Source organism: Streptomyces sp. NPDC030296 (genome assembly GCF_055572815.1).
Map to the genome: position 1 here is coordinate 129786 of NZ_JBVICQ010000017.1, position 25158 is coordinate 154943.

Below are 25158 nucleotides of genomic sequence, written 5' to 3' on the forward strand. Positions count from 1 at the left end.
GTACACCGTTCGCCGAGGTCGCCGGCACATCGCTCGTTGAGGTCATGCGGCGAGTCTGCACCCGGCCACTGACAATCGGTCCCGGTCTCCCTGTGCCGCCCGGTCGTGGCCGCGGCCGCAGCCGGGCTCGACCTGCGCGTTCACCGGTTGTCCACAGGCGCGAGGAAGGCGAGAGGACGCGGCCGGACGGAAGTTTTCCACAGGCTGGGGGCCTCGCCGCCGCAATGTCCGACGGGCGGGGCAATATGGGGCCATGACTGAGAGCAACGGGGCCACCCCGCAGCAGCAGAGCGGGTCCATGCCCGACTGGGAGAAGAGGTTCCGGGCGCCGAGGGTGTCGCTGCCGGACTGGGCGGAGGACGCGCCGCACCGCTCGCTGTTCGTCTCCAACGCCACGGGGACGTACGAGTTGTACGCGTGGGACCGGGTGACCGGCGAGCAGCGCCAGGTCACGGACCGGGCCAACGGGACGACGGACGGCGTGCTCTCGCCGGACGGCGAGTGGATCTGGTGGTTCGACGACAAGGACGGCGACGAGTTCGGCGTCTGGCGCCGCCAGCCCTTCCTGGGCGGCCCCGACGAGGAGGCGACCCCGGGCCTGGACGCGTCGTACCCGGCGGGCCTGGCCATCGGCCGCGACGGCATCACGGCGGTCGTCGGCCGCTCCACCGACGAGGACGGCTCGACGATCCATCTGGTCCGGCATGGTTCGGCCCCCGTCGAGATCTACCGCCACCGCGAGTCGGCCGGCGTGGGTGACCTCTCGCACGACGGCTCGCTGATCGCCCTCGAGCACACCGAGCACGGCGACGCGATGCACTCGGCGCTGCGCGTGGTCCGCCCGGACGGTACGACGGTCGCCGAGCTGGACGACACCAAGGGCGGCACGATCGAACTGGGCCTGGAGGTCCTCGGCTTCGCGCCCGTCGTGGGTGACACCCGACTGCTCATCGGGCACCAGCGCCGGGGCCGCTGGGAACCCCTCGTCTGGGACGTGGTGTCCGGCGAGGAGACCGACCTCGGCCTCGCCGACCAACTGGAGGGGGACCTGAGCGCCGAGTGGTATCCGGACGGCTCCGCGCTGCTCGTCGTCCACAGCTTCGAGGCCCGCAGCGAGCTGTGGCGCTACGAACTGTCGACGCGCCGGCTGGAGCGCGTCGAGACCCCGAGGGGCACGGTCTCCGGGGCCACGGCCCGCCCCGACGGCAGCGTGGAGTACCTGTGGTCGTCGGCCGCCGAGCCGCCGGTCGTGCGGTCCACGACGGGCGAGGTCGTCCTGAACCCGCCGGGCCTGAAGTGCCCGGGCTCGGTGCCGGTGGAGGACGTGTGGGTGGACAGCCCCGGCGGCCGGGTGCACGCGCTCGTGCAGCGCCCGGTCGGCGTGTCCGGCCCGTACCCCACGCTCTTCGAGATCCACGGTGGCCCCACCTGGCACGACAGTGACTCCTTCGCCGCCGGCCCGGCCGCCTGGCTCGACCACGGGTACGCGGTGATCCGCATCAACTACCGCGGCTCCACCGGCTACGGCCGGGCCTGGACCGACGCCCTCAAGCACCGGGTCGGCCTGATCGAGCTGGAGGACATCGCGGCCGTCCGCGAGTGGGCGGTGAGCAGCGGCTTCGCCGACCCCGACCGCCTCGTCCTGACCGGCGGCTCCTGGGGCGGCTACCTCACCCTCCTCGGCCTCGGCACCCAGCCGGACCTGTGGAGCCTCGGCATCGCCGCCGTCCCCGTCGCCGACTACGTCACCGCGTACCACGACGAGATGGAGGCGCTGAAGGCGATGGACCGCACCCTCCTCGGCGGCACCCCGGAGGAGGTCCCCGAACGCTTCGCGGCGTCCTCCCCGCTGACCTACGTCGACGCGGTGAAGGCCCCGGTCTACATCTCCGCCGGAGTGAACGACCCGCGCTGCCCCATCCGCCAGATCGACAACTACGTCGACAGACTGGTGGCCCGCTCCGCCGTCCACGAGGTCTACCGCTACGACGCGGGCCACGGCTCCCTCGTCGTCGACGAGCGCATCAAGCAGCTCCGCCTGGAACTGGACTTCGCGGCCCGCCACCTGGGGGTGGATGCCTAGAGCCCGTCGACCCCACCGATCGCGCGCTGCTCACCACTCACCACTCACCACTCACCGCTCATGATTCACGCTTGCCGCTCACTGCTCACTGCTCACTGCTCACCGCTCAGGCGGCGGCAAGCGCCGTAGGCTCCCGGGACTCCGCGGGGTCCCGGGGTGCCTCGGCCGCCATGAGCAGCTCCACGAGGGTCGCCCGGGCCCGGGCGACCCGTGAGCGCACCGTCCCGACCGGGCACGCGGTCAGCCGCGCCGCGTCCTCGTAGGGCAGCCCCAGCACCTGCGTGAGCACGAACGCCTCACGTCGCTCGTCGGGCAGCGCGGCCAGCAGATCGGCCAGCGCGATCCCGTCGTCGAAGCCGGGCAGCCCGCTCGGCTGGGCCCGTTCCACGGCCAGCCGCCAGTCCGGTACGTCGGCGGGCCGGGGCCGGGCCGCCGCGTACCGGAAGCTGTCGGTCACCGCCCGCCGGGCGATGGACAGCAGCCAGGTCCGGGCCGAGCAGCGGCCCTCGAACCGGTGCAGGCTGCCGAGCGCCCGCAGGAACGTGTCCTGGGCCAGGTCGTCCACCACCTGGGGATCGGCGCCGAGATGGGCGACGAAGCGGCGGACGTCGCGGTGCAGTGCGCCGACGAAGAGCTCGACGGCCTCCGGGTCACCGCCGCGAGCGGCGAGCGCCCAGGCGGTTATCGACTCGTCCCTCGACACGCTCGCCGAACGGGCGGCTTGGGGCGCCGGTACTGGGCGGGCCGTCTGGGCTGCCGGGACGGAGGGGACCGACGGAGGAGCGGGAGAAGGCGAGGGTGGGGGCGGGTCGACGGGGCGGGGGAGGGGGGCGGGGGTGGGCGAGGGCATGGGCGTGGGGTGGGTAAGGGTGGTCACCTGGAGTCCTTCTCGGTCGTCCGGGACACGCCGGACGCGGCGGCCGGTGGACAGCACGGCGCGCGCGTCGGCGATCCGGTGGGGAAAGGCGGCCGTACGGGGGCGCCGGCATGGGCGGCGTACGTACGGCCGAGGCCCGGGGCAGGCGTCGCCACGCGTACGGGACACGGTGCGGTCCTGCGCACAGGCGCGACCCGCACGGCCCGCACGGCTGCCCCGGGGCACCGGCTGCCGTCAGCTGACAGCGATCCCGGCGGGTGGTCCCCGAGAGGTGAGGGTGTGGACGAGGAGGAGACGGCGCGGCGAACGGTCGGAGCGGCCGCGGCGGACCCGCGGACGCGGTCGACCCGGCGGCACGGCGAGCGCGAGCGCCATCCGCAGCGGCGCCGCCAGCCAGCCGGCCACGGCCCGCAGCAGCCCGAAGGCGGCGCGTTCGCCGTACGCCAGCCACAGTCCGCACAGCAGCGCGGCCAGCAGATGCGCGGCGAACATGCCGGACGAGGCCGTGAACGGTCCGTCCATGAGGTACCCGGTGTGGTCCGCATGGCCCAGGTGACCGGCCGAGCCCAGGTGACCGGCCGAGCCCATGGGGACGGTGTGATCCATGTGGGCGGAGCTCATGTCCATGGCGGTCGCGCCACCGGAGCCCCCGTCGGCAGAACCCCCCGTGACCGAGCCTCCGGCCACGGGGCCGTCGGCACCGGCCGGGTGCGCGGGCTGTGCGAGGGAGAACCCCGAGTGGAGGGCGGTCTGGGCGGCGAGCACGACGGACACGATCAGCGGGAGTCCCCGCTCACGGCCCGCCAGGCACCAGCCGACCCCGCCGGTGGCGGCGGCCGCCGCGCCCATGGCCCACCACGGGACCGGGCTGCCGGACATGGTGACGTGGCCCAGGGCGGCGAGCAGCACACAGACGGCCGCGAACATCGCGGCCCGGACTGTGCGGCTACCCCACCCTGCGATCATGGCGCCCCATCCTCGCCTTCGGACACCGGTCGTCACCCCCGTCCCCCTTGAGTACGGATGTCCACCCTCGGTCGCACTCACACCCCCAAGTGTGATCCGGATCACGCGGGAACCGGCCATCTTCATGAGGCAGGCTTCTGCTTCGTGGGGAGCCCTTCGCAGCAGAGCAGCCAGCCGGTTCCGGGCCGTCGCACCGGCCCGACCGACCCGAACTCCCGAGCGGCGCCGGGCACACCGGCCGGCCCGCCCAGACCCGGCATCCTCGCCGGACTCGGCGGGCAGCGCGGACCGGCCGATTCCGGGGCGCACATGGTCGTCTGCGGCGACGACGGGCTCGCGCACCGGCTCGCCGCGGAACTGTGCACGGTCTACCGGGAGCAGGTGACGCTCGTGGTGCCACCGACCGCACGGGTCGCACCCCGGCCGGTGGTGGGCCGCACCCGGGCCGCCACGATCCTCGACCGGGTCTCCGCGGCGGTCAACCGCGCGGCCGGCAACGGCGATCCGGCGACCTCCGACCGCACCGGTGCCGGTACCGGCACCGGGAACGACCGGGCCGCGTCCCCGGGCATCGCCCCGCACGGCGAGCGGCTTCTGGAGGCCGGGGAGGCCACGGAGGCGGTCCTCGCCGAAGCCGGGGTGGAGCGGGCCGCCGCGCTGGCGCTCGTCTACGACGACGACGAGACGAACATCCGGGCGGCCCTCACCGCCCGTCGGCTCAACCCGAGACTGCGGCTCGTCCTGCGGCTCTACAACCGCCGGCTCGGCCAGCACATCGAGGAACTCCTCGACCGGGCCGCCGCGTTGGCGACGGGCGGCAACGCCGACGAGGGCGTCGACGGGGTCGACGGGTTCGGTGCCTCCACGACCGTCCTGTCCGACGCGGACACCGCCGCGCCCGCGCTCGCCGCGACCGCCGTCGCCGGCACCACCAAGGTCGTCCAGACGGACGGACTGATGCTGCGGGCCGTGGAACGCCCGCCGGGGCACACCAGCCAGGGCCCCGGCCGCGGCCTGTGCACGCTCGCGCTGCTGTCGGCCACCACCAACGACCCGGCGGGCGCCGACGGTTCGGAGGGCAGCGGGGAGCGCGGCCCCCAACTCCTGCCCGACGAGCGGGCCGTGGCCGAGGCCCCCGGGCGCGGGTCCATCGTCCTGGACACCGTGCGGTACGCGGGCCCCGCGCTGCCGGCGGGCCGGTCGGGCAGCGGTCCGCTCGGGGCGGTCGGCGCGTTCAGGTCGCTGTTCTCCCGGCGGCTGCGGTGGTCGCTGGCGGGGCTGGTGGGCTGTGTGTTCGCCCTCGCCGTGGCACAGATGGTGACGACGGGGGAGCATCCGCTGGGGGCGACGTACACGACCCTGCTCGACCTCTTCGCGATCAACGACCCGGCGACCGAGGGCAGCGACTCCCGGAAGGTCCTCCAACTGCTGTCGGGCCTGATGGGCTTACTCCTGCTGCCCGTGCTCCTGGCCGCCGTGCTGGAGGCACTGGGCACCTTCCGCAGCGGCTCCGCCTTCCGGAAGCCGCCGCGCGGCCTCTCCGGCCATGTCGTCCTCCTCGGCCTCGGCAAGATCGGCACCCGCGTGCTGGCGCGACTGCGCGAACTGCACATCCCCGTGGTGTGCGTCGAGGCGGACCCCGAGGCCCGCGGACTCGCGGAGGCCCGGCGGCTGCGGGTGCCGGTGGTGCTGGGCGACGTCACACAGGAGGGCGTGCTGGAGGCCGCGAAGATCAACCGCGCCCACGCACTGCTGGCGGTCACGAGTTCCGACACGACGAACCTGGAGGCGGGCCTGTACGCGCGTTCGGTACGCCCGGACCTGCGCGTCGTGCTGCGCCTCTACGACGACGACTTCGCGACCGCCGTGTACCGCACGCTCCGCGCCGCCCACCCGCACGCCCTCACCCGCAGCCGCAGCGTCACCCATCTCGCGGCGCCCGCGTTCGCCGGCGCGATGATGGGCCGCCAGATCCTGGGCGCGATCCCCGTCGAGCGCCGCGTCCTCCTCTTCGCCGCCGTCGAGGTCCGGGGGCACCCCCGGCTGGAGGGGCGCACCGTGGCCGAGGCGTTCAGTGCGGGGGCGTGGCGGGTCCTGGCGCTCGACACGGCCACGGATCCCGCGGAGCGGGCCGGTGGCCCGACCGCCGGGTCGGGCCTCATCTGGGACCTGCCCCCCACGTACGTGCTCCGCGCCGAGGACCGCGTGGTCCTGGCCGCGACCCGCCGCGGCCTGGCGGAACTCCTGGGCCGCCGGACCCGATCCACGACCTAGCGAACTGGGGCGCCCAGTAGCTCGGGGGCCACTGTTGTCGGGCGGCTGCGGGTGGGTTCGTGGTTGCTCGCGCAGTTCCCCGCGCCCCTGGAGGAACGGGCCTGCGGCCCGTCCTCCCCCGAAGGGCTGGGCCTGCGGCCCGCCCTTCGCCCTGAAAGCACGGGGCGTAGCCCCCGTCGCTTTCAGGGGCGCGGGGAACTGCGCGACCAGCCCCCACTCACCCGCACCCGCCAACGCACCCCGCGGCGCCGAGCTGTCAGGCGCCGCCCCCCTCCGCCTCGTGCTCACACCGCTCCTCCACCCCGAACGTCTCCCACACGGGAAACGGATCCTCGAAGCCGGCCGGACCCCCCGAACCCCCCACCTCCCCGTCCCGCACCAGGCACTCACCCAACGCCTCGCGCAACGCCTCCCCGCGCAACCCGGCCCCGATGAACACCAACTCCTGCGCCTCACCGGCGGAGCCACCCCGCACCGCCGACGGCTCGAAGCGGGCCACCGACCCCGCCTGCGACCACAGGCCCACCACCAGAGGCCGGCTCGCCAGCGTGAAGAACCCCTTCGACCGCAGCACCTCCCCGAAGCGCCCGCTGTCCAGCTCCTCCGTCACGAAGGTCCACAGCCGTCCGGGATGGAACGGGCGCCCGGCCCGGAACACGGTCGACGAGATCCCGTACTCCTCGGTCTCCGGGACATGGTCCCCGTTCAACTCCCGCACCCACCCCGGCGCCTCCTGCGCCCGCTCCAGGTCGAACAGCCCGGTCCCGAGCACCTCCGCCACCCGCACCCGCCCGTGCCGGGCCGGCACGACCCGCGCGGCCGGGTTCAGCCGGGCCAGCGTCCCCGCGAGCCGTTCCGCGGTCGCCGTGTCCACGAGGTCCAGCTTGTTCAGCACGATCACATCGGCGAACTCGACCTGGTCGATCAGCAGATCGCTGACGGTCCGCTCGTCCTCCTCGTACTGGTCGAGCCCCCGTGCCGCCAACTCGTCGCCGCCCGCCAGCTCCGGCAGGAAGTTCACGGCGTCGACGACGGTCACCATCGTGTCGAGCCGGGCGAGATCCCCGAGCGTGGCGCCGTCGTCCCGCGCGAAGGCGAAGGTCGCCGCGACCGGCATCGGCTCCGAGATGCCGGAGCTTTCGATGAGCAGATAGTCGAAGCGCCCCTCGCGGGCCAGCCGGTCCACCTCCTCCAGCAGATCGTCGCGCAGGGTGCAGCAGATACAGCCGTTGGTCATCTCGACCAGCCGCTCCTGCGTCCGCGAGAGCGCCGCCTCACCGCCGCGCACGAGGGCCGCGTCGATGTTGATCTCGCTCATGTCGTTGACGATGACCGCGACCCGCAGCCCTTCCCGGTTGGCGAGGACATGGTTGAGCAGGGTGGTCTTGCCCGCGCCGAGGAAGCCGGAGAGAACGGTGACGGGCAGCCGGTCGAGTCCGTCGTACGCCAGGGATGCCCTGGACACCGTGGACACCGTGCTCAGCCCTCGGGGTGGATCAGCCCGCGCTCGTACGCCTTCAGCAGCCGCTGCGGTACGAGGTGGGTGACGCCGTCCACGGTGAAGGGCACCAACTGCGGGGTGCTCGCCTTCCACTGGGCGCGACGGTGACGGGTGTTGCTGCGGGACATCTTCCGCTTGGGTACGGCCATGGGGTCCTCCTCGACGAACGGCGGAATGCCGCACGAGACGCTACATGAAAATGGATCCCATTACGAAAAGGCTCCGTCTGTGGTGCGCGTCGCAGCGCGGCGCGTGAGCGGGAACGGCCTCGTCGCCGTATGGGAGGGGAGGGCACACCGACCCGCGCAGCACAGCCGTACCCGTACGGAGGTACCGTCCCCCGTGGCCATCACCAAGGAAGCCCCCGACCGGCCCGGCCCCGGAGCCGACGCCTCGCCGCAGGACTCCCGCGGCCGGCACCTCAACTCCCCCCTCCTCCTCACCATGCTGCTGGTCCTGGCCGTCGCCGCGCAGGGCCCCCTCCGCCGAGCCCTGGCCGCGCCCGTGACGCAGAGCTGGATGACGGTGTTCGTGGCGGTGGTCGTCCAGGCGCTGCCGTTCCTGGTGCTGGGGGTGCTGCTGTCGGCGGTGATCGCGGTGTACGTGCCGCCGTCGTTCTTCGCCCGCGCGCTGCCGAAACGGCCCGCGCTGGCGGTCCCCGCGGCGGGTGTGGCCGGTGTCGTGCTGCCGGGGTGCGAATGCGCGTCGGTGCCGGTGGCGGGCGCCCTGGTACGGCGCGGGGTCACGCCCGCCGCCGCGCTCGCCTTCCTGCTCTCCGCGCCCGCGATCAACCCGATCGTGCTGACGGCGACCGCCGTGGCGTTCCCCGGGAACCCCGAGATGGTGCTGGCCAGGTTCGTGGCGAGCCTGCTGGTGGCGTGCGCGATGGGCTGGCTCTGGCAGCGGTTGGGGCGCGGCGAGTGGATGCGCCCGCCGGAGCGGCCGTCCTACGAGGGGCTCGGCAAGGGGGCGGCGTTCTGGGGGTCCGTACGGCACGACGTGATGCACGCGGGCGGGTTCCTGGTCGTGGGCGCCATGGCGGCGGCCACGCTCAAGGCGGTGGTCCCGGCGAGCTGGCTGAACGCGGCCGCCGACAACCCCCTCGTCGCGATCCTCGCCCTCGCCGTACTGGCCGTGCTGCTGTCGATCTGCTCCGAGGCGGACGCGTTCGTCGCCGCGTCGCTGACCCAGTTCTCGCTGACCTCCCGGCTGGCCTTCCTGGTCGTCGGGCCGATGATCGACCTGAAACTCTTCGCCATGCAGACCGCCACGTTCGGCCGTGCCTTCGCGCTCCGCTTCGCCCCCGCCACGTTCGCCCTCGCGATCCTGGTGTCGGCCCTCGTCGGGACGGTGCTCCTGTGAACCGCCACGCCCAGACCGTCGTCCTCCTCCTCACCGGCGGCGCCCTCCTGCACGCCGGCTCCACCGACCTCTACCTCCGCTACGTCAAGGCGGGCCTGCAACCCCTGCTGATCGGCGCGGGCGTGGTGCTGATGGCGGCGGCGGTGGCGACCCTCTGGTACGAACGCCGGGCGACCCGAGGTCGGCAGGAGAACGGGGCGCCCGTGCCCAGGCACGCCCCCGACCCCGCCTCCGACCGGCACGCCCCCGCCTCCGACCGGCACGCCCACCGTGAACCCCGTGTCGCCTGGCTCCTCGTCCTCCCCCTCCTCGCGCTCGTCCTGGTCGCCCCGCCCGCCGCCGGGTCGTACACCGCGATGCGCACCGGATCGGCCTTGCAGGAGCAGCCCTGGGGCTACCCGAGGCTCCCCGCCGACGGCCCGCTGAAGCTGAGCGTCGCCGACTACGCGGGCCGCGCCGTGTACGACAAGGGCCGTGCCCTCGCCGGTCGGCAGATCAAGGTCGCCGGATTCCTCGCCCTCGACGGCCACGGTGCCCCGTACCTCGTCCGCATGGCCCTGAACTGCTGCGCCGCCGACGCCCAGCCGGTCAAGATCGCCCTCACCGGTGAACTCCCCCCGGTGCTCCAGCCGGACAGCTGGATCGAGGTGACCGGCACCTACACCCCGAAGCGCACCAAGGACCCGGTCAACGGCACGGCCGTCCCGTACCTCTCCGTCGCGTCCACCCGCCCGGTCAAGGGCCCGCAGGACCCGTACGACGAGGCCTGGAACGGCTGACACCCGCCCCTCGCGACGGCGCGCGCGACTCTGGATAGCTGACGGTCCGTCAGTTATGGTCACCGGCAACGCCGTAGCCCCGAGAGGTGAGTGCCGTGCCGACACGTCCCCGGACCCCGAGCCCGCAGCCGCCCGGCGCTCCCCGCTGGGTCGCGATGTTCTACGAGCCCTCGTCGTCCTCCTGGAAGGTGGGCGCCCAGTCGCCGTACCGTTCGCCCGTGCTGTACGCGGTGGGGGAGATGACCCAGACGCTGCGGGCACGCGGCGAGGACCCGGCGGTCACGGTGTGGGGTCCCAAGGACGGGCCGGGCGGCGGCGACTGGGAGCGGCACGACCCGGCGGCCCTCGCGACGGACGCCGTCCCGCTCCGGGAGCCCGACCGGACCGCGGACGCGCCCGCAGCGAAGCCCAGCACCCTCGCCGAGCGCATGACCGGCCGGCGTCAGCAGGTGCTCATGGCCGGTCTGGGCAAGGCGGGCCTCTACGACCTGGCGCCGGACGACGTGGCGGCGGTCCGGGCCGTCGTCGACGGTCTCGACGAGACCACCGTCCGCCGGGTCGCGCACTGGCTCGCGGTGGCGGGCGCCGGTCGCCCCTAGAAGCCGTCGCCCCCGTGCCCCCCGCCCGGCGGTGGGCCTTGACTGTGGACGAGCGGTTCGAGGCGGTCCGGGTAGGTCCAGCGGAACGTGGCCAGGGCGCGGGCGCGGGCCTCTATCACCGCCATGCGGGCGGCTCGTTCGGCCTTGTCGAGGTGGGCCGCCTGCCCGGTCGCCTGGCCCTCCCACTTGCGGTAGAGGAGGCCGACCTCGGCGGAGAACCAGCCGCGGCTCACGGAGTTGAGCGCGAGGAGCAGTCCGGTGTCCTCGGAGGCGGGCAGGGCCATCCAGCCGCCGAGCGCCAGCGCCAGTTCGCGGCGGACGAAGAGCGTCGCGGGGTGCACCGGCGACAGGAAGTCGTGGGCCGCCCAGTGGTCGAGGACGGCTCCGCGCTCGATCGGGCCGTGCTCGGGGTCGCCGGGGAAGCCGAGGGTGGAGCCGTCGGGCAGGACGTCCAGGACGCGTGAGGTGGCCCAGCCGAGCGTGCGGTCGGCTTCGAGGGCGGCCAGATCTCGGGCGAGCACCCCGGCTGTCAGTCGGTCGTCGGCGTCCAGGACCTTCACGTAGGAACCGTCCGCCTGCGAGAGGGCGATGGTGCGGGCGACGCCGGGGCCGCCGGGCCGCCCCTGGCGGAAGGTCACGCGGGTGTCGGCGGGGACGTACGGGGCGACGGCGTCCGAGGTGCCGTCCTCCTGTATGACCCAGTGCCACTCCCAGCCGCCGGGTAACCGCTGGTCGCGCAGCGACGCGTACGCGTCGGGGAGGAAGGGGGCCGAGGGGGCGTGGACGGCGGTGACGACGACGATGCGCCGGGTCACGGCAGCACCCACCACCCTTCGAGGCGTCGCGTCGATCGGCCGCATGACAACGCCCGGCCGCTGGCGACGGGGGATGCACCAGCGACCGGGCTATGGCCAAGGCTAACAAGGTCGCCCCCGCGACGGGAGTCGACTGTCGAAGTGCGTTGACAAGTTGTGATCGGGATCACGCCCGAAGGACGCAGTAACCAAACGTTTGTTAGACCGTGCGGGCGACGCCGGACCCCGCCCGAACACCCGCCGGACGACCCGCCGCACCTCTGCCGGAACGGCGGAACGCTCGGAGGGCCCCCTCGGTCCGCCGTCAGGAACCCTGGCACGGCGGCTCGTACGACAGCCGCGGCAGGTACTCGTTCCACTTCGACCGGGTCAGCACCCCGCGCGTGGCGGTGCAGATGTGCCGTACCGCCTCGTCCACGTCGAGGTTCCACAGCCGTACCGTGCCGGCGCCGCTGGAGACGCCGAGCATCCCGCTCCTCGGGCTGAACGACAGGAAGTTGCCCGTCTTGGCGTTGGGGTTCATCGACTGGCCGATGGGGGAGGCGTCGGCGGGGTCGGAGAGGTCCCACAGCCGGACCGTGTTGTCGTTGCCGCCGCTGGCCAGGGTCCGGCCGTCCTCGCTGAACGTCAGCGACACCACGGCCTCGGTGTGGCCGGTGAGCGGCTCGCCGAGCCGGGTCGCGCCGGCGGGGTCGGAGAGGTCCCACAGCCGGACCGTGTCGTCGTCACTGCCACTGGCCAGCGTGGAACCGTCCGGGCTGTACGCCAGGTCGTTGACAGGACCGCGGTGGTCGGTGAGGGGTGCGCCGAAGCGGGCGGGGCGCCGCGGATCGGTCACGTTCCACAGCCGGGCGGTGCCGTCCGCGCTCCCGCTGACGAGGGTGCGGCCGTCGGGGCTGAAGACGAGGGCCAGGATGTAGCCCTTGTGGCCGGTGAGCGGTTTGCCGAGCGGGACGGCACGGGCCGGGTCGCTCACGTCCCACAGCTGCACGGTGTGATCGTCGTACGGGGTGGCCAGGGTGCGCCCGTCCGGGCTGTACGCCATCGCGTCGGTGTAGCGGGTCCGCAGCATCAGGGGGTCCGCGTGGGGGACCGGGTGCGCGGGGTCGCGGACGTCCCACAGGTGCACCGCCCGGTTCCCGGTCACGATCGCGAGGGTGCGGCCGTCGGGGGAGAAGACGAGGGAGCGGTTGCCGCCGTCCTTCACCAGGAACGGCCTGCTCAACGCCACCGGCCGGTCGGACTTGCGCACGTCCCACAGCCGGATCCGGCCGTCGCGCCCGGCCGTGGCGAGCACCCGCCCGTCCGGCCGGAACACCCCGTTCTGGCCGACCATGTCCGCCGTCGGTATCGACCACAGCCGGACCTTGCTGTCCCCGCTCCCGGTGGCGAGGGTCCGGCCGTCCGGGCTGAAGCCCAGCGCGTACATCTCGCCGCTGGCCCCGGCGAGCGGCGCGCCCACCTGCGACGGGTACGCCGGGTCGCGGACGTTCCACAGGCTCGCCGTGCTGTCCGCGCTGGCGACGGCCAACATCCCCCCGTCGGGACTGAAGGCCACCGACCACACCGGGCCGGTGTGGCCGCTGAGCGGGGCCCCGATCGCGGCCGGGTGCCGTCGGCCGGCGACGTTCCACAGCCGTACGGTGTTGTCGGCGCTGCCGCTGGCGAGGGTGCGCCCGTCGGGGCTGAACGCCACCGAGTGCACGGTGCCGGTGTGGCCCCTGAGCGGGGCGCCGAGCGCGGCCGGGTGCCGTGGGTCGGCGACGTGCCACAGCCGTACGGTCCGGTCGTCGCCCCCGGCGGCCAGGGTCCTGCCGTCCGGGCTGAACGCCACGGAACGCACGGGCGCGCCGTGCCCGGTGAGGGGTTTGCCGAGGGCCTTCGGGCGGGACGGGTCGGACACGTCCCACAGCCGTACGGTGCGGTCCTCGCCGACGGACGCCAGCGTCTTCCCGTCCGGACTGAAGGCGACCAGGTAGATCGTGCCGTCGTGGCCGGTCAGCGGTGCGCCCGACGGCCGGCTCGAGCGGGGATCACGGACGTCCCACAGCCGGGGCGAGCGGGGATCACGGACGTCCCACAGCCGGATCTCCCCGTCGTCGCCGGCGCTGGCGAGGGTCCGGCCGTCCGGACTGAAGACGGCGCTGCTCACCCAGCTCGTGTGCCCGGTGAGGGGCTTGCCGAGGGCCTTCGGGCGGGAGGGGTCGGACACGTCCCACAGGCGGACGGTCCGGTCGTAGCTGGCGGTGGCCAGATACCGGCCGTCGGGGCTGTAGGAGGTGAGGTAGACGGCACCGGTGTGGCCGAGCAGCGGGGTGGCCAGCGGCGCGTTCACGATCGAGATCAGCCGGTTGTTGGTGCCCTCGTCGCCTGGCCGCAGCCCGTGCGCCACCAGGTCGAGCTGGGCCGACAACGACGGATCGGTGTACTGCACGCGGTCCGCCTCCGCGACCACCTGCTCGAACACGGCGTCGTTGCGCTGCTGCCAGGCGACCACCGCCGAACCGACGGCCACCAGGGCGAGCGCCACCAGGGCGGCCACCGCGCTCCGGCTGATCCACACCGTGCGCTTGCGCAGCCTGACCGCGGCGGCCAGGAACTCCACCGCGCTGCGCGTCAGCAGCGTGTCGTCGGCGGACCCCGCCCAACTGCGGGCCTGCTCCAGCCGGGAACCCCGGTACAGCAGCGACGTGTCGCGGTCCGACTCCTCCCAGGCCCGGCCGTCCTCCTCCAGGCGCTGGCGCAGCAGATGGTCGTTGCGGCCCTCGTCGATCCAGCCCCGCAGCCGGGGCCAGGCATGCAGCAGCGCCTCATGGGTGATCTCCACGGTCTCCGCGTCGAGCGTCACCAGCCGGGCGCGCACCAGCGCCTCCAGCGACTCCTCCGTCTTGCCGGGGTCCGTCGACTCGTCCGCGAGCTGCCGCCGGGTCCCGCGCCGCCGGGTGGCCTGCGTGTCCTCGCCGAGCCGCACCAGCCGCAGCAACAGCAACCGCGCGGCCGTACGGGCCGCCGGATCCAGCCCCGACCAGGCGCGCTCCGCGGTCGCGGCCACGGCGCCCTGGATGCCGCCGGCCGCCCGGTACCCGGCCAGCGTCAGCCGCCCCGCTTTGCGCCGCTGCCAGGTCACGAGCAGCGCGTGCGACAGCAGCGGCAGCACGCCCGCGTCGTGCGCGCCCCGCGGCCCGTCCGCGCTCACCTCCCGCACGATCAGCTCGGCCAGCCCCGGCTCCAGCTCCAGCCCCACGGCCTTGGCCGGCCCGGTCACCGCCTCCCGCAGTTCCGCGGTCGTCAGCGGCCCCAGCACCATGTGCCGGTGCTGCAACGCGTCCGCCAGCTCCGGATACCCGAGGCACTCCTCGTAGAAGTCGGCCCGGATCCCCAGCACGACCAGCACGGGCGCGAGGTCCCCCGCGGCACTGGGCGTGCAGGCGGCGGTGAGCAACTGGATGAACGTCCGCCGATCGGCCTCGTCGGAGGAGAGCGTGAACGTCTCCTCGAACTGGTCGACGATCAGGACGGGGCGGGCGGGGGCGCCCGTTACGGAGGCGGGGTCACTCGTTCCCGAGGCGGGGGAGGCGGGGGAGGCGGGGGAGGCGGGGGAGGCAGGAGAGGCGGGGGAGGCGGGGGAGGCAGGAGAGGCGGGGGAAGCGGGGGAGGCAGGAGAGGCGGGGGAAGCGGCGGAGGCCGTGCGGTGGCGGGCCCAGGCCGTGACGGCCTCCCGTACCGCGTCGGCGAAGAACGGCGTGCCGGGCTCGTACGCGGCGGACACGACCTGGGCGAGCTCGGGAATCTGACGGGTCAGCTCCCCGATGGGATCGGCGCCGGGTACCAGCTGAAGGACCTCGCCGCCTGGGCCGCCGTCCGCGCCGGGGCCGTCCCCGCCGCCGAGCGCGCCCTCACGCACGGCGGGCACCAGGCCGGCGTTGAGGAGGGAGGACTTCCCCGCCCCGGAGGCGCCGACGAGCATGACGAGGCCGCCCGTCTTCTCCACCGCACGGAGCTGCCCGACGAGGGCGTCCGTGCTGCGCTCCCGCCCGAAGAACCAGCGGGCGTCCTGCTGCCGGTAGGAGGCCAGCCCCCGGTACGGGCAGACACCGCCGGGGACGGCGGGGGCGTCCACCGGAGGTGGCTGTTCCTCTTCCGTGGAGGCCCCGGACGGGGCGGTGCGTTCGCCGGCCGGGTCGGCCAGCGCCCGCTCCCAGAGCCGCTGCCACTGGGCCAGGTCGTACAGCCCCTTGGACACCGGCGCGGGCCGCGCGCGCCGCGCCTCGGGTATCAGGACGTGCAGGACGGCGGCGAGGGCGGCGAACTGGGCGGGTACGTTCTTGGCCCGCCGCCAGTCGCTGATCCGCTGGGCGGAGACCCGCACCGGACGCCCGCGTTCATCGACCCTTTGCAGTCGGACGACCGACTCGGAAACACTTTTGAGGGGAGGATTGCCCGCCTCCTTGTACAGCAGCGCGAGACGTTCCGCGAAGGCCGGGCGTGCCCCTGAGTCGTCACTCAAGGCGCCCACCCCTCACTTCCCCCGCTGCTGGACATCCGGACCGGAAAACTCACTTTATATGCCTGACCTGCGGCGAAGCCGTCCGGACATCTCCGGGCCCTCCTCGACGCTGGCCCCGACTGGCAGGATCACGACCAAGCGGCCACCGCCTCGGGTGGCGCCCTCGCAGGCCACCAGCGCAGCGCGCGCGGAGACGACTCATTCCGCCGTTCGTTTTAGGTCAGCTTCACCGACGCGATCACCGACACCGACGGACATGATCACCAAGGCACACGGACGAGATCAGCGACGATCCGTCCGCCGAGACCTCGATCCGGTCCCCTGACCCGGATCGAGCACCCCCGCACCGTTCGGCACCGGTCCCCACGTGGGGAGGGACCGGTGCCGAACGAAGGCGGCAGACACGGCCCGACTCGGCGCCCAAGCCGCACCTTCGGAGCCGGGGATGACACCGCCTCGTTTCGGCGGTATGCCGTTTCCAGGCGGTGTGCCGAGGGGGAGGCCGGGGGATGGCTGAAGCGGGGGCGGCTGGTGACGGGGGGCCCGTCAGCGTGCAACCTGGGGGTGGCGACCGCACTCGTACGGCCGGTGACGGGGAACCCGTCCCCTTGCGGGCGGCTCGTACGGCCGGCAAAGGGAGGCCCGTCCGCCTGCGGGCGATCGTCGTAGGCGCCGGGATCGGAGGGCTGACCGCGGCGGTGAGCCTGGACCGAGCCGGATGCGAGGTGACGGTGGTCGAGCGGGCGGCCCGCCTCGGCGAGATCGGCGCGGGTATCCAACTCGCCCCCAACGCCACCCGCGTCCTCCGACGCCTGGGCCTGCTGGACGCGGTCGCCGCACAGGCGGCCCGCCCCTCCCACTGGAGCTTCCGCACCTGGTCCGACGGCGCGGAGATCACCCGCTACCTGCTGGGCCGCGAGGCGGAGGCCGAGTTCGGCGCACCGTATTTACAGGTCCATCGGGCCGACCTGCACGAGGCCCTGGCGGCCGCCGTCCCCGTCCGCTCCGTACGCCTCGGCACGACCGCCGTGGCGATCGACCAGGACGACGGCTCGGCGTACGTCACCACGGCGACCGGCGAACGCCTGGGCGCGGACCTGGTCGTGGCCGCGGACGGCATACGGTCGCCGGCCCGCCGGTGGCTCTTCGGCCCCGACGAGGCGGTCTTCTCGGGCACGGCGGCATACCGCGCCCTGCTCCCCGCGGCGGAGGTGGCCGACCTGGACCTCCCCGACTTCGCGATCTGGCTGGGCCCGGACCGCCACTTCGTCCACTACTGGATACGTCGCCGGAAACTCCTGAACGTCGTGGCGGTGGTCAGGACGGAGGAGCCGCGGGGGACCGGGAAGGCAGCGGAGGCGCAGGCGTCCTCGAAGGCCGTGGCGGCGGCGCAGGAGTCCTGGACGGCCCGGGCCGAGTCCGGAGAACCGCTGAGCGCGTTCGCGGGTTGGGACCCCCGAGTACTGCGCATCCTCGAACGCGCCGGCCGCATGAACCGCTACGGCATCCACACCCGCACCCCGCTCACCCGCTGGAATGTCGGCCGTGTGACGCTCCTGGGCGACAGCGCCCACGCGATGGTCCCGTTCCAGGCACAGGGCGCGGCCCAGGCGATCATGGACGCGTCCGTCCTGGCCGACACCCTCACGAACGCGACCCCGGCCGACGTCCCCACTGCCCTGGACGACTACGTACGCCGCCGCCTGGCCACAGCCACAACCATCCAGACCCACTCGTCCCAAGCAGGCGAGGACTACCACCTCCCCGACGGCCCCGAGGCCCGATCCCGCAACACCCGTATGGCGACCCACGCGACGAAACACCGTTTCGGCCCACTGGCAGAGGCGTGGGCGGAAGACCAGACCGCCCCCACAGGCACGAGGCCAAGCCCCGCCCAAGGACCGCGCACGTAAACGAACCCACGGCACACATGGCACCCATGGCGTGCCAGGCGTCGCGGGGCAGACGGGACTTTGCGGACACGGCCTACGGCAGAACCCCGCCGCCTGCCATAGCCATGGCGACGGCAGGCGGCAAGCCGATGAAATCGGTCTTCACCGGGCTGAGGCGCTCAAGGCTGGAGAGCCTGATCGTCTTCTGATGGAGACAGCGCTCATCCAGGACGCGGGTGGGCAGAACGTAGAAGGTCCACTGGTCGAGGTTCAGCGGATCGAGGGTCTGCTTGTCCTGATGGTGCAGCAGACAGAAGACGTACACGTCGGAGCGACGCCGCACCTCGGCCGAGGTGGTACCGCTCGGGGCGTCCCACCCGGAGGCCGGCGCGACACCGAACTCGACCTTCGACGGCTGGGGTTGCGCCCACGACTGAAGGTAGGCCGTCGACTTCACCTCGACGCGCCACCCCTCGGACGTCCGGATGTCGACCGTGTCCCACTCGGTACGGGTACCGGCGGCCGCGCCCAGCGCCGCGGCCACGAGGTACTCGGCCAGCACGCCGCGCATGGTGTTGTTGGCAAGGTCGGAGCAGGCCCAGCTCCAGAAGTCGGCGAGCCTGCCGACCGTTTCACCGTTGGCCCGTATCGGCTCGGTGCCGCTGCGGCGCGTGATGACCAGCGGACCAAGTTCGGCACTCATGCTGCCCCTCCAGATGACGACGCCACGCCACACACATCCTGGCAGCGCCTACTGACATGGGTGTTGGCATACGGACGCATCTGACCGACGTCACCCGGGCTCCCGCCACCGGCACCTGGACCCTGTCGCGAATCTTGCGCTACGACCCGGCATCGTCTCAGCCTCTCAGCGTCTCAGGACGGCATCTCAGGAAGCACCCGTTTCCGCAGCTCAGGGTGGGTGGGATGGGTGCGCTGTCGCGGGTTGGGCGGCGGTGGTTGCGGTGGGCGTCCGGTGTCTTTGAACCTGTGGATGTCGCACCGACCGGGACGGATCGAGGGCCCCGGTCGCAGCCTGTCGACGACTCCCTCCTGAGGCCTGCACCGGGCATCGGTATGCCCACATGGGGCGCCCGACGCCCCGGTGGCCCGCCCCGGGCGCGGCGCCCGCCGAGAGAACCGACGGGGGCCGGGAGCGACCCCTACTGATGCGAGAAGAAGGAAGAAACGACATGAGCAAGAACACCCGCGCACTCCGTCGTCCGGGCCGCCGCGCGACTGTGGCCGCCGGACTCGTGCTTGCCGTCGGCCTCGGCGTGTCGACGCAGGCGGTGGCCCAGGCCGCCACCCCCGCCCCCGTGAAGCCGTCCGCAGCGGCATCCGCGAAGGTGTCCGCCGCGCCGCGCTCGATCACCGGCTTCAACGGTGACCTGGTGACCCAGACCGCCGACTTCTACGGCGCCTACATCGACGCGAGGGACGACGCTACCGGCCCGGACACCAAGTTGGCCAAGGCGCTGCGTACCCACTACCTGGCGCCGGCCTTCGCGAAGCGGTTGGCGGCGTGGGAGAAGAAGAACCACCTGGACGGCGTCCTGCGGGCCCAGAACGTCCCGGTGGACTGGACGGTGAGCGAGGGCCGCAACAGCCGCGAGATCAGGGTCACCCATGCCTTCGGCGGAGGGGAGACGCCGACGGTGACGACCGACCTCGTCGTGAAGCTGGAGCCGGTCTCCGGCGACGTCACCGACATCCGCCGCACGAGCACCCACTGACGCCACACCCACTCCGCCCGGCCCGCTCCCGACTCCCTCCGGCAGCGGGCCCTGGCGGCCGGCTCCCGCCTGTGACCTGTCGTAGCGTCAGCCGTTTCCTTCATTCCCCTCCATAGTGACGGCGGGGATAGGAACCCAGCGGCCGGGGCTGTAATAGATGCGGTCGTACCGGTAGCCCGTCAGCCCCTTGGTGCTGGTGCTGCGGAAGGGCCGGCCATGGTCGTCGATGCGGACCGTGCCGGTGCGGCCTTGCGAGGACCAGGCGAGTTCGAGGTACCAGTCGCAGGTGCAGGACTCGTTGAGCGTGGAGACGACCAGGACCTCGGGCTCCTGCAGAGACACCCGGTAGGGGAAGTTGATGGCGGGGATCTTCGTGCCCGACCCGTTGTCGCCGGGCACCGAACGGGCCAGGGGCTGGTGCGTGTCGAGGTTCACGGAGAAGTAGCGAGGGACGATGCCGGCGCCGCAGCCGTCACTCAAGGAGTACACGGTGCCCCGGTCGGCGGCGGGCGCGGCCCGGTTGACCACGCGCACGTGCAGGGCGTCCAGGACGACGGCGGCGGAGCCGCGTCCCTGCACGGTGATCTGCACACCGGTGGCACCGCCGTGCACCGCCCGCTGGGAGTCGACCCACGCCGCGACGTCCTCCGGGTGGGGCGGCGGCGGAACCTGCTGTGGCGCCTTGGCGACGACGTAGTCCTCGCCGCACCCGTCGACTCCACGTGTGTGGAAGTCGGCGGTCCAGGTGAGGGGAGCCACAGGCTGAGCGGTACCGGCCCGCGCCTGTGGCGGCTGGGGACGGCCACTGCCCATGGCCGACCTGGAGGGCGGCCCGGCGGCGGAAGCGGTGAGACCGAGAAGCACGGCGACGAGCGAGACCGCGAGCACCACCGACCGCACAGGCCGCCGCCGAGGACGCCCGCCGGAGAACCACGACCGGGCCGGTGACGAAGTCGCCCCAGGAAGCCGAACGCCCGCTGTTCCTGGGCCGGGTACGGCCTCGCCCGCGTCCCCACCCACCCCCACATCCGGGCTCTGCCCACGCGCGGAGACGGCCGAGTCGGAACCATCGCCCGCGGAGTCGATGGACCCCGCGGGGCTCACGGCGCTACGAGGCGCCGGTGCCTGCTGACCGTCGGCCGGACGCGGCCGTTGCCGCGCGGCGTAGGCCATGATCCACCGGCGGTGCAACTCCGTGCGCTCCTGGGGGGAGGCACCGCAGAGCACGGCGAACCGCTCGACGGGAGCGAAGTCCTGCGGAACCGCCTCACCGGAGCAGTAGCGGTGCAGGGTCGAGGCGTGCACGTTCAGCCGACGGGCAAGTGCCGCGTAACTGCGGTCGGTACGTTCCTTCAGACGCCTCAGCAGCAACGCGAATTCCGCTACGTCATCGTGGATCGAACCCATGCAGCCCGCACTCGTATCCGCTCGTCGACCCGCAAAGGCCGGTCCCGACGGGGCACGACATCCCGCCGCTCCCCATATCTGCACGCCACTACGCACGAGACGGTTCCAGCGTTGAGAACCAGGACCTTGCTCCCACTGAGGGTGTGTGCCCGTCCCGCGTCGCTGACGTCTGCAGCGGATCGTCAGCCGTCCATGAGATCCGGGTAGGGACAGGGTTCCAGCGGGCCGGTCGGACGGTCGGCCCACTTCCACCAGATGTGCTGGTTGGAGCACCCCCAGACCACACGGCAGGTTCGGCGGTCGTCCTCCTCGCGGTGACACAGCGCCATCGCGCCGGCCCGCAACGGGCCACCGCACTGGGGACAGGTCGGCACGGACTCGGTCGGCACCCCTGGAACATACCCTTTGCCCACGGCGACCTGAGCCCTCACCCACCTCGGGGCCGAGGGCATCCGAGGCCTACTCCGAGGCGGAGAGCAAGGCCTCCAACGCCGCCCGGGCCTCGGCGATTCCGAGGCGCCACTGGTCACTCCGAAGGACCGCGACATCCCACTCGACCACCGGTTCGGCGCCGGTCACGCAGTAGCCGTAGACCTGGCGGGCCACCCGCTCGGTGAGGAGTTCGTCGTAGTGGAACGCCCCCTCGAAAGCCGCCCAGGCAACCGCCCGCGTGTCGGCGCAGACCCGCCGAAGCGCTGCCTGTGTGTACGCGCGGAGATCGAGCGAGACGTCATGAAAGTCGAGGTCGTACGACACCAGACCAAGCCGCTCGACAGCTTCGGGCTGCTCCAGCAGAGGGAACGACAGAAAGGCATCGGGAACCATCCCCGCAAGGTGAAAAGCCCCCTCCGGCAACGGAGTGTTGCCGGAACCGATGACAAACACATTCACCGAGGCCGGCCCCCGCCAACACAGAGCATCGAGCACCTCCCCCACCACAGCATCCCCTCCCCTCCGAGACGCACGCCACGGCCGTACCACACCGTTCACCAGCGGCGTCGCCCAACCGCGACGCCATTATGACCGCCGTGATCACGACCAAGTCACCGCGCAGGGGAGAGAGCCGGAGCGCCTGAGCAGCAACCACCGACTCCGCCGCCCGAGCCAGCCAACCCGAACGAAGCCGCCATCGCTCCCTTGAGACACGCAACAACGCCAGAGGACCCCTACCGATAAGGTAAGGGCCCTCTGACCTGCTACTCAGCTGTCGGGGTGGCGGGATTTGAACCCACGACCTCTTCGTCCCGAAGCAACTGCGGCGGGGGCGTTTCCTGGGGTTGGTGTGCGTCTTACCTGCGCTGATTGTCCGCTGGCGTCCATGCTCGTCCGCTGGTGTTCGTCGGCGTTGTCACGCAGTTAGACACTCACCGCGTCACCGCTCGGTACGCAGTTGACGACGTCCTCGGAAGGCCTGGTCTAGCCCTAACCTGCTGAGTCACCAGAGGGCGTCTCGCCGGCTCGTGGCGGCGGTCTGCTGTTCTCCATGGCTTGGCCCAAACTACAGAACTTGGCGAAGCTCCACTGCGAGCCGGGGGCTGGTGCGAACGCTCCAACGTGTTCGCCGCTAACTGCTAGGGCCAACGTGCCTTGCTCGCTGATTCGTGCACTCGGACACTCCCGAAGGTCCTGGGCGAACATGAGCCTGGTCCGCCTCCCTGTTGCCAGCCATGCACCCCAGTAGATGGTTCGGTCCGTGAGGAAGAGGACGCCATCTTGTGGGCCGTCCCATTAGGTTCCGCGCGGACGCACTGGCAATCTTGCGTTCCTCGGGCTCGCGCATGGGCTCAATGCTCTGCCAGTACTCGGCCTGAGCTCTGTCGTAGCGTCGCTGTGCCCACCGTCTCAACATCGGCAACACGCTCCTCCCTTGGGTGTGGTCAGTATCGTTCGTCTCGGGGCGGGCTACCGGTCGCTGTTGTATGTGTTCGTTGCCGTCAGCGCTGTTCGTGCCGTTGTCGCAGCTGTGCTGCGGGGGCAGTTGCTTGGTTTCAGTGGTGTGCTGCGAGGGACAAGCACGAGACAGGCTCCGGTGGGATGATGGAGCCCGGCGATTCGTCTGAGGGGGCGTCACGTGGATCGAACTGCGCGATGGCTGCTGTTGGCTGTCGGTTCGTTGGTCGTATTCGGGCTGTGCGTGTGGCTGGGGGATGCGTTGCTTCCGTGGGACCGGCCGGAGCGGATCGGCGCGGGAGCGGGCGCCGGGGCGGTGCTCGCCGCGGTTTTGGTGGCGTGGGGATCGTCCGTAATCGGCTCCACTCCTCCGTCTCCGCCCCGAGGGGGGAGCAGGAACACAGCGTCGGGTGAGCGGTCGGTGGCCACGGGGGACAACTCGGGGATCATCGTGACCGGGGACAACGGCAACATCCAGCGGTGAACGCCAAGCCCATGCCCTCGTCCGTCTCCGGCGGCCGGGCCGCGTCCGCAAGCAACAATCCGGGGGTGATAGCCACCGGCAATGACGCCCGGATCGAGCAGCGCACCCTTGTGCTGCCGCCAGACGCCATAGAGCCAGCGCTCGACGGCGCGGCCGTCGCGAAGCTGAACAACCTGCCAGCCTACGACAGTGCGGTGTTCGAGGGCCGAGACAAGGAGCTGCGGGCCCTGGCTGCCGTGCCCTCGACGGGCACGGGAGTGGTGGCGCAGAGCGTGCGCGGTCTGGGCGGGGTGGGTAAGTCCACGCTGGTACTCCACCACGCGCGGACGTTCCTCGCCGCTGGCGGCGGTCCGGTGTGGTGGATCGACGCGGAGACCGAAGCAGGCATCGTGGCAGGGCTGGCGGGATTGGCCACCGCACTTCACCCGGTACACGCGGCCCTGCCGCTGGAGGAAGCCGCGGAGTGGGCACTGCTATGGCTGCAGGGCCGCTCGGGCTGGCTGGTGGTATTGGACAACGCCGAGGACCCCGCCGACCTGTCTCCCTACCTCGGCCGACTGACCGCTGGCCAAGTCGTGATCACCACCCGGCGCGACCTGCCCTGGCACAACTTCACAGCGCCCCTGTGCCTAGACACCCTCACCCCGGACACCGCTATGGCCGTCCTGGAGGGCATCACCGGCCGCACCCGCGTCGACGACACCGCATTCGATGAACTGGCTGAGGAACTGGGTTGCTTGCCCCTTGCCTTGCAGCAGGCCGGCGCCTATCTGGCACAGACTCGCACCTCGGCCAGGAACTACCTGACCGAACTCCGTCAAGACCCGGCCGACACCCTCGCCACCACACCCCCCGGTGACGCCCAGCAGCGCACCGTGTTACAGGTTTGGAGTGTCACCCTCAAAGCCGTAGAAGAAGCCGACCCGCACGCGGTGCATCTGCTGCGCATCCTGGCCCACATGGCCCCAGGCCCCCTGTCGCGCAGCGTCCTGGATACTGCCCTGCCCACTCGCCGGGCCGTCGATCACGCCCTGGGCGTACTCGCCGCCTACAGCATGATTACTTTGACGGACTCGACCGTTACCACCCACCGTCTTGTCCAAAGCGTCATCCGCATCACCACACCACCATCCCCGGTAGCACCCACCCGTTACCAACGCCTCATCCACCGACTGCTTAGACGCCCTCTCGCCACACCTTCCGCGCCGCTGACCACCGCCTTGAGCCTCCTGCTGGATGCCATGCCGCCAGGCAGTCCTGCAGAGGTGAAAGGATGGCCCATATGGCACAGCCTCCTGCCCCACTTCCAGGCAGTGATGGCCTATCACTCTGATGACAGCAGAGATTTCCGGCTGGCTAGAGCCCTGGGGGAGACCGCTGTCTATCTCCGCAGCCGCGGCCAGGCACCCGCAACACTGCCGCTGGAGGAGCGGGCGCTGGCGATCACCGAGGCGGTGTTGGGGCCGGAGCACCCCCTCACGGCAGTGCGGCTGGGCAACCTCGCCGCGACGTTCTCCGACCTGGGTCGGCATGGTGAGGCGCTGCCGCTGGAGGAGCGGGCGCTGGCGATCAGCGAGGCGGTGTTGGGGCCGGAGCACCCCACCACGGCAGTGCGGCTGGGCAACCTCGCCGCGACGTTCTCCGACCTGGGTCGGCATGGTGAGGCGCTGCCAATGAAGGAGCGGGCGCTGGCGATCACCGAGGCGGTGTTGGGGCCGGAGCACCCCACCACCGCACTGCGGCTGGGCAACCTCGCCGCGACGTTCTCCGACCTGGGTCGGCATGGTGAGGCGCTGCCGCTGGAGGAGCGGGCGCTGGCGATCACCGAGGCGGTGTTGGGGCCGGAGCACCCCACCACCGCACTGCGGCTGGGCAACCTCGCCGCGACGTTCTCCGACCTGGGTCGGCATGGTGAGGCGCTGCCGCTGGAGGAGCGGGCGCTGGCGATCACCGAGGCGGCGTTGGGGCCGGAGCACCCCACCACCG

18 protein-coding genes and 1 pseudogene are annotated in these 25158 nt (G+C 72.3%); 8 read left to right on the top strand and 11 right to left on the bottom strand.

The genetic code is table 11. The features are described from left to right. Positions 1 to 253: 253 nt before the first annotated feature. Positions 254 to 2083 carry a S9 family peptidase gene (locus ACZ4Z3_RS36475; protein WP_468505073.1) on the top strand — a complete coding sequence of 610 codons (1830 nt, stop codon included), beginning with the start codon at positions 254 to 256 and terminating at the stop codon, positions 2081 to 2083. 106 nt (positions 2084 to 2189) lie between these two features. On the opposite strand, the gene ACZ4Z3_RS36480 is transcribed toward ACZ4Z3_RS36475, so the two are convergent. Both ACZ4Z3_RS36480 and ACZ4Z3_RS36485 read right to left on the bottom strand, forming a co-directional pair. Continuing rightward, a complete protein-coding gene (locus ACZ4Z3_RS36480) occupies positions 2190 to 2786 on the bottom strand; it encodes a sigma-70 family RNA polymerase sigma factor (RefSeq protein ID WP_468505074.1) in 597 nt (198 codons plus the stop codon). A 408-nt stretch (positions 2787 to 3194) separates the two neighbouring features. After that, positions 3195 to 3926 carry a hypothetical protein gene (locus tag ACZ4Z3_RS36485; RefSeq protein WP_468505075.1) on the bottom strand — a complete coding sequence of 244 codons (732 nt, stop codon included), beginning with the start codon at positions 3924 to 3926 and terminating at the stop codon, positions 3195 to 3197. Between the two features lie 309 nt (positions 3927 to 4235). On the opposite strand from ACZ4Z3_RS36485, the gene ACZ4Z3_RS36490 reads away from it, so the two are divergent. Then, entirely contained in the window at positions 4236 to 6200 is a 1965-nt protein-coding gene (locus tag ACZ4Z3_RS36490; protein ID WP_468505092.1) for an NAD-binding protein, read from the top strand. Between the two features lie 256 nt (positions 6201 to 6456). On the opposite strand, the gene ACZ4Z3_RS36495 is transcribed toward ACZ4Z3_RS36490, so the two are convergent. Then, positions 6457 to 7665, bottom strand: coding sequence for a GTP-binding protein (locus ACZ4Z3_RS36495; RefSeq protein ID WP_468505076.1), 1209 nt, complete (start codon positions 7663 to 7665; stop codon positions 6457 to 6459). A 14-nt stretch (positions 7666 to 7679) separates the two neighbouring features. Further along, entirely contained in the window at positions 7680 to 7850 is a 171-nt protein-coding gene (gene rpmF / locus ACZ4Z3_RS36500; RefSeq protein WP_055717714.1) for a 50S ribosomal protein L32, read from the bottom strand. 193 nt (positions 7851 to 8043) lie between these two features. Between rpmF and ACZ4Z3_RS36505 the strand changes: the two genes are divergently transcribed. The 3 genes from ACZ4Z3_RS36505 to ACZ4Z3_RS36515 all read left to right on the top strand — a co-directional run bounded on the left by ACZ4Z3_RS36505 (position 8044) and on the right by ACZ4Z3_RS36515 (position 10441). After that, positions 8044 to 9063, top strand: a complete 1020-nt coding sequence (locus ACZ4Z3_RS36505) for a permease (RefSeq protein WP_468505077.1) — start codon at positions 8044 to 8046, stop codon at positions 9061 to 9063. Beyond that, on the top strand, positions 9060 to 9842 hold the full coding sequence (locus tag ACZ4Z3_RS36510) for a TIGR03943 family putative permease subunit (RefSeq protein ID WP_468505078.1): 783 nt from the start codon (positions 9060 to 9062) through the stop codon (positions 9840 to 9842). Before ACZ4Z3_RS36505 ends, ACZ4Z3_RS36510 begins: the two co-directional genes overlap by 4 nt. 95 nt (positions 9843 to 9937) lie before the next feature. Next, on the top strand, positions 9938 to 10441 hold the full coding sequence (locus tag ACZ4Z3_RS36515) for a hypothetical protein (RefSeq protein ID WP_468505079.1): 504 nt from the start codon (positions 9938 to 9940) through the stop codon (positions 10439 to 10441). On the opposite strand, the gene ACZ4Z3_RS36520 is transcribed toward ACZ4Z3_RS36515, so the two are convergent. Further along, positions 10438 to 11256, bottom strand: a complete 819-nt coding sequence (locus ACZ4Z3_RS36520; protein ID WP_468505080.1) for a glycosyltransferase family 2 protein — start codon at positions 11254 to 11256, stop codon at positions 10438 to 10440. The genes ACZ4Z3_RS36515 and ACZ4Z3_RS36520 overlap by 4 nt on opposite strands. Positions 11257 to 11560: 304 nt before the next feature. Then, positions 11561 to 15772: a WD40 repeat domain-containing protein gene (locus ACZ4Z3_RS36525; protein ID WP_468505081.1), complete on the bottom strand. Its 4212-nt coding sequence runs from the start codon at positions 15770 to 15772 to the stop codon at positions 11561 to 11563. A 641-nt stretch (positions 15773 to 16413) separates the two neighbouring features. Here ACZ4Z3_RS36525 and ACZ4Z3_RS36530 point away from each other — a divergent pair. Continuing rightward, entirely contained in the window at positions 16414 to 17676 is a 1263-nt protein-coding gene (locus ACZ4Z3_RS36530) for an FAD-dependent monooxygenase (protein ID WP_468505093.1), read from the top strand. Between the two features lie 73 nt (positions 17677 to 17749). Here the strand turns inward: ACZ4Z3_RS36530 and ACZ4Z3_RS36535 are convergent, their stop codons facing one another. Then, positions 17750 to 18358 carry a hypothetical protein gene (locus ACZ4Z3_RS36535; RefSeq protein ID WP_468505082.1) on the bottom strand — a complete coding sequence of 203 codons (609 nt, stop codon included), beginning with the start codon at positions 18356 to 18358 and terminating at the stop codon, positions 17750 to 17752. 490 nt (positions 18359 to 18848) lie between these two features. Between ACZ4Z3_RS36535 and ACZ4Z3_RS36540 the strand changes: the two genes are divergently transcribed. Beyond that, positions 18849 to 19391 (top strand): hypothetical protein, encoded by a 543-nt coding sequence (locus ACZ4Z3_RS36540; protein ID WP_468505083.1) that lies wholly within the window; start codon positions 18849 to 18851, stop codon positions 19389 to 19391. An 87-nt stretch (positions 19392 to 19478) separates the two neighbouring features. On the opposite strand, the gene ACZ4Z3_RS36545 is transcribed toward ACZ4Z3_RS36540, so the two are convergent. The 4 genes and pseudogenes from ACZ4Z3_RS36545 to ACZ4Z3_RS36560 form a co-directional block, all read right to left on the bottom strand. Continuing rightward, the gene (locus ACZ4Z3_RS36545) at positions 19479 to 20150 is read right to left on the bottom strand and encodes a hypothetical protein (RefSeq protein ID WP_468505095.1); all 672 of its coding nucleotides are present in this window, start codon (positions 20148 to 20150) and stop codon (positions 19479 to 19481) included. Positions 20151 to 20591: 441 nt separating this feature from the next. After that, a pseudogene (locus ACZ4Z3_RS36550) lies at positions 20592 to 20798 on the bottom strand (helix-turn-helix domain-containing protein); the annotation flags it as partial. Positions 20799 to 20980: 182 nt separating this feature from the next. Beyond that, entirely contained in the window at positions 20981 to 21187 is a 207-nt protein-coding gene (locus ACZ4Z3_RS36555; RefSeq protein WP_468505084.1) for a dehydrogenase, read from the bottom strand. 70 nt (positions 21188 to 21257) lie between these two features. Then, complete coding sequence (locus ACZ4Z3_RS36560; RefSeq protein WP_468505085.1) at positions 21258 to 21734, bottom strand: hypothetical protein; 477 nt, start codon at positions 21732 to 21734, stop codon at positions 21258 to 21260. Between the two features lie 1434 nt (positions 21735 to 23168). Here ACZ4Z3_RS36560 and fxsT point away from each other — a divergent pair. Next, positions 23169 to 25158 (top strand): FxSxx-COOH system tetratricopeptide repeat protein (gene fxsT / locus ACZ4Z3_RS36565; RefSeq protein WP_468505086.1); only part of this gene is annotated, 1990 nt, incomplete at its 3' end.

What these genes read in the sequence shown, in the direction of transcription:
- ACZ4Z3_RS36475 (WP_468505073.1), top strand. Translation starts at nt 254, where the DNA reads ATGACTGAGAGCAACGGGGCCACCCCGCAGCAGCAGAGCGGGTCCATG.
- ACZ4Z3_RS36485 (WP_468505075.1), bottom strand. Translation starts at nt 3,926, where the DNA reads ATGATCGCAGGGTGGGGTAGCCGCACAGTCCGGGCCGCGATGTTCGCG.
- ACZ4Z3_RS36490 (WP_468505092.1), top strand. Translation starts at nt 4,236, where the DNA reads ATGGTCGTCTGCGGCGACGACGGGCTCGCGCACCGGCTCGCCGCGGAA.
- rpmF (WP_055717714.1), bottom strand. Translation starts at nt 7,850, where the DNA reads ATGGCCGTACCCAAGCGGAAGATGTCCCGCAGCAACACCCGTCACCGT.
- ACZ4Z3_RS36535 (WP_468505082.1), bottom strand. Translation starts at nt 18,358, where the DNA reads ATGAGTGCCGAACTTGGTCCGCTGGTCATCACGCGCCGCAGCGGCACC.
- ACZ4Z3_RS36540 (WP_468505083.1), top strand. Translation starts at nt 18,849, where the DNA reads ATGAGCAAGAACACCCGCGCACTCCGTCGTCCGGGCCGCCGCGCGACT.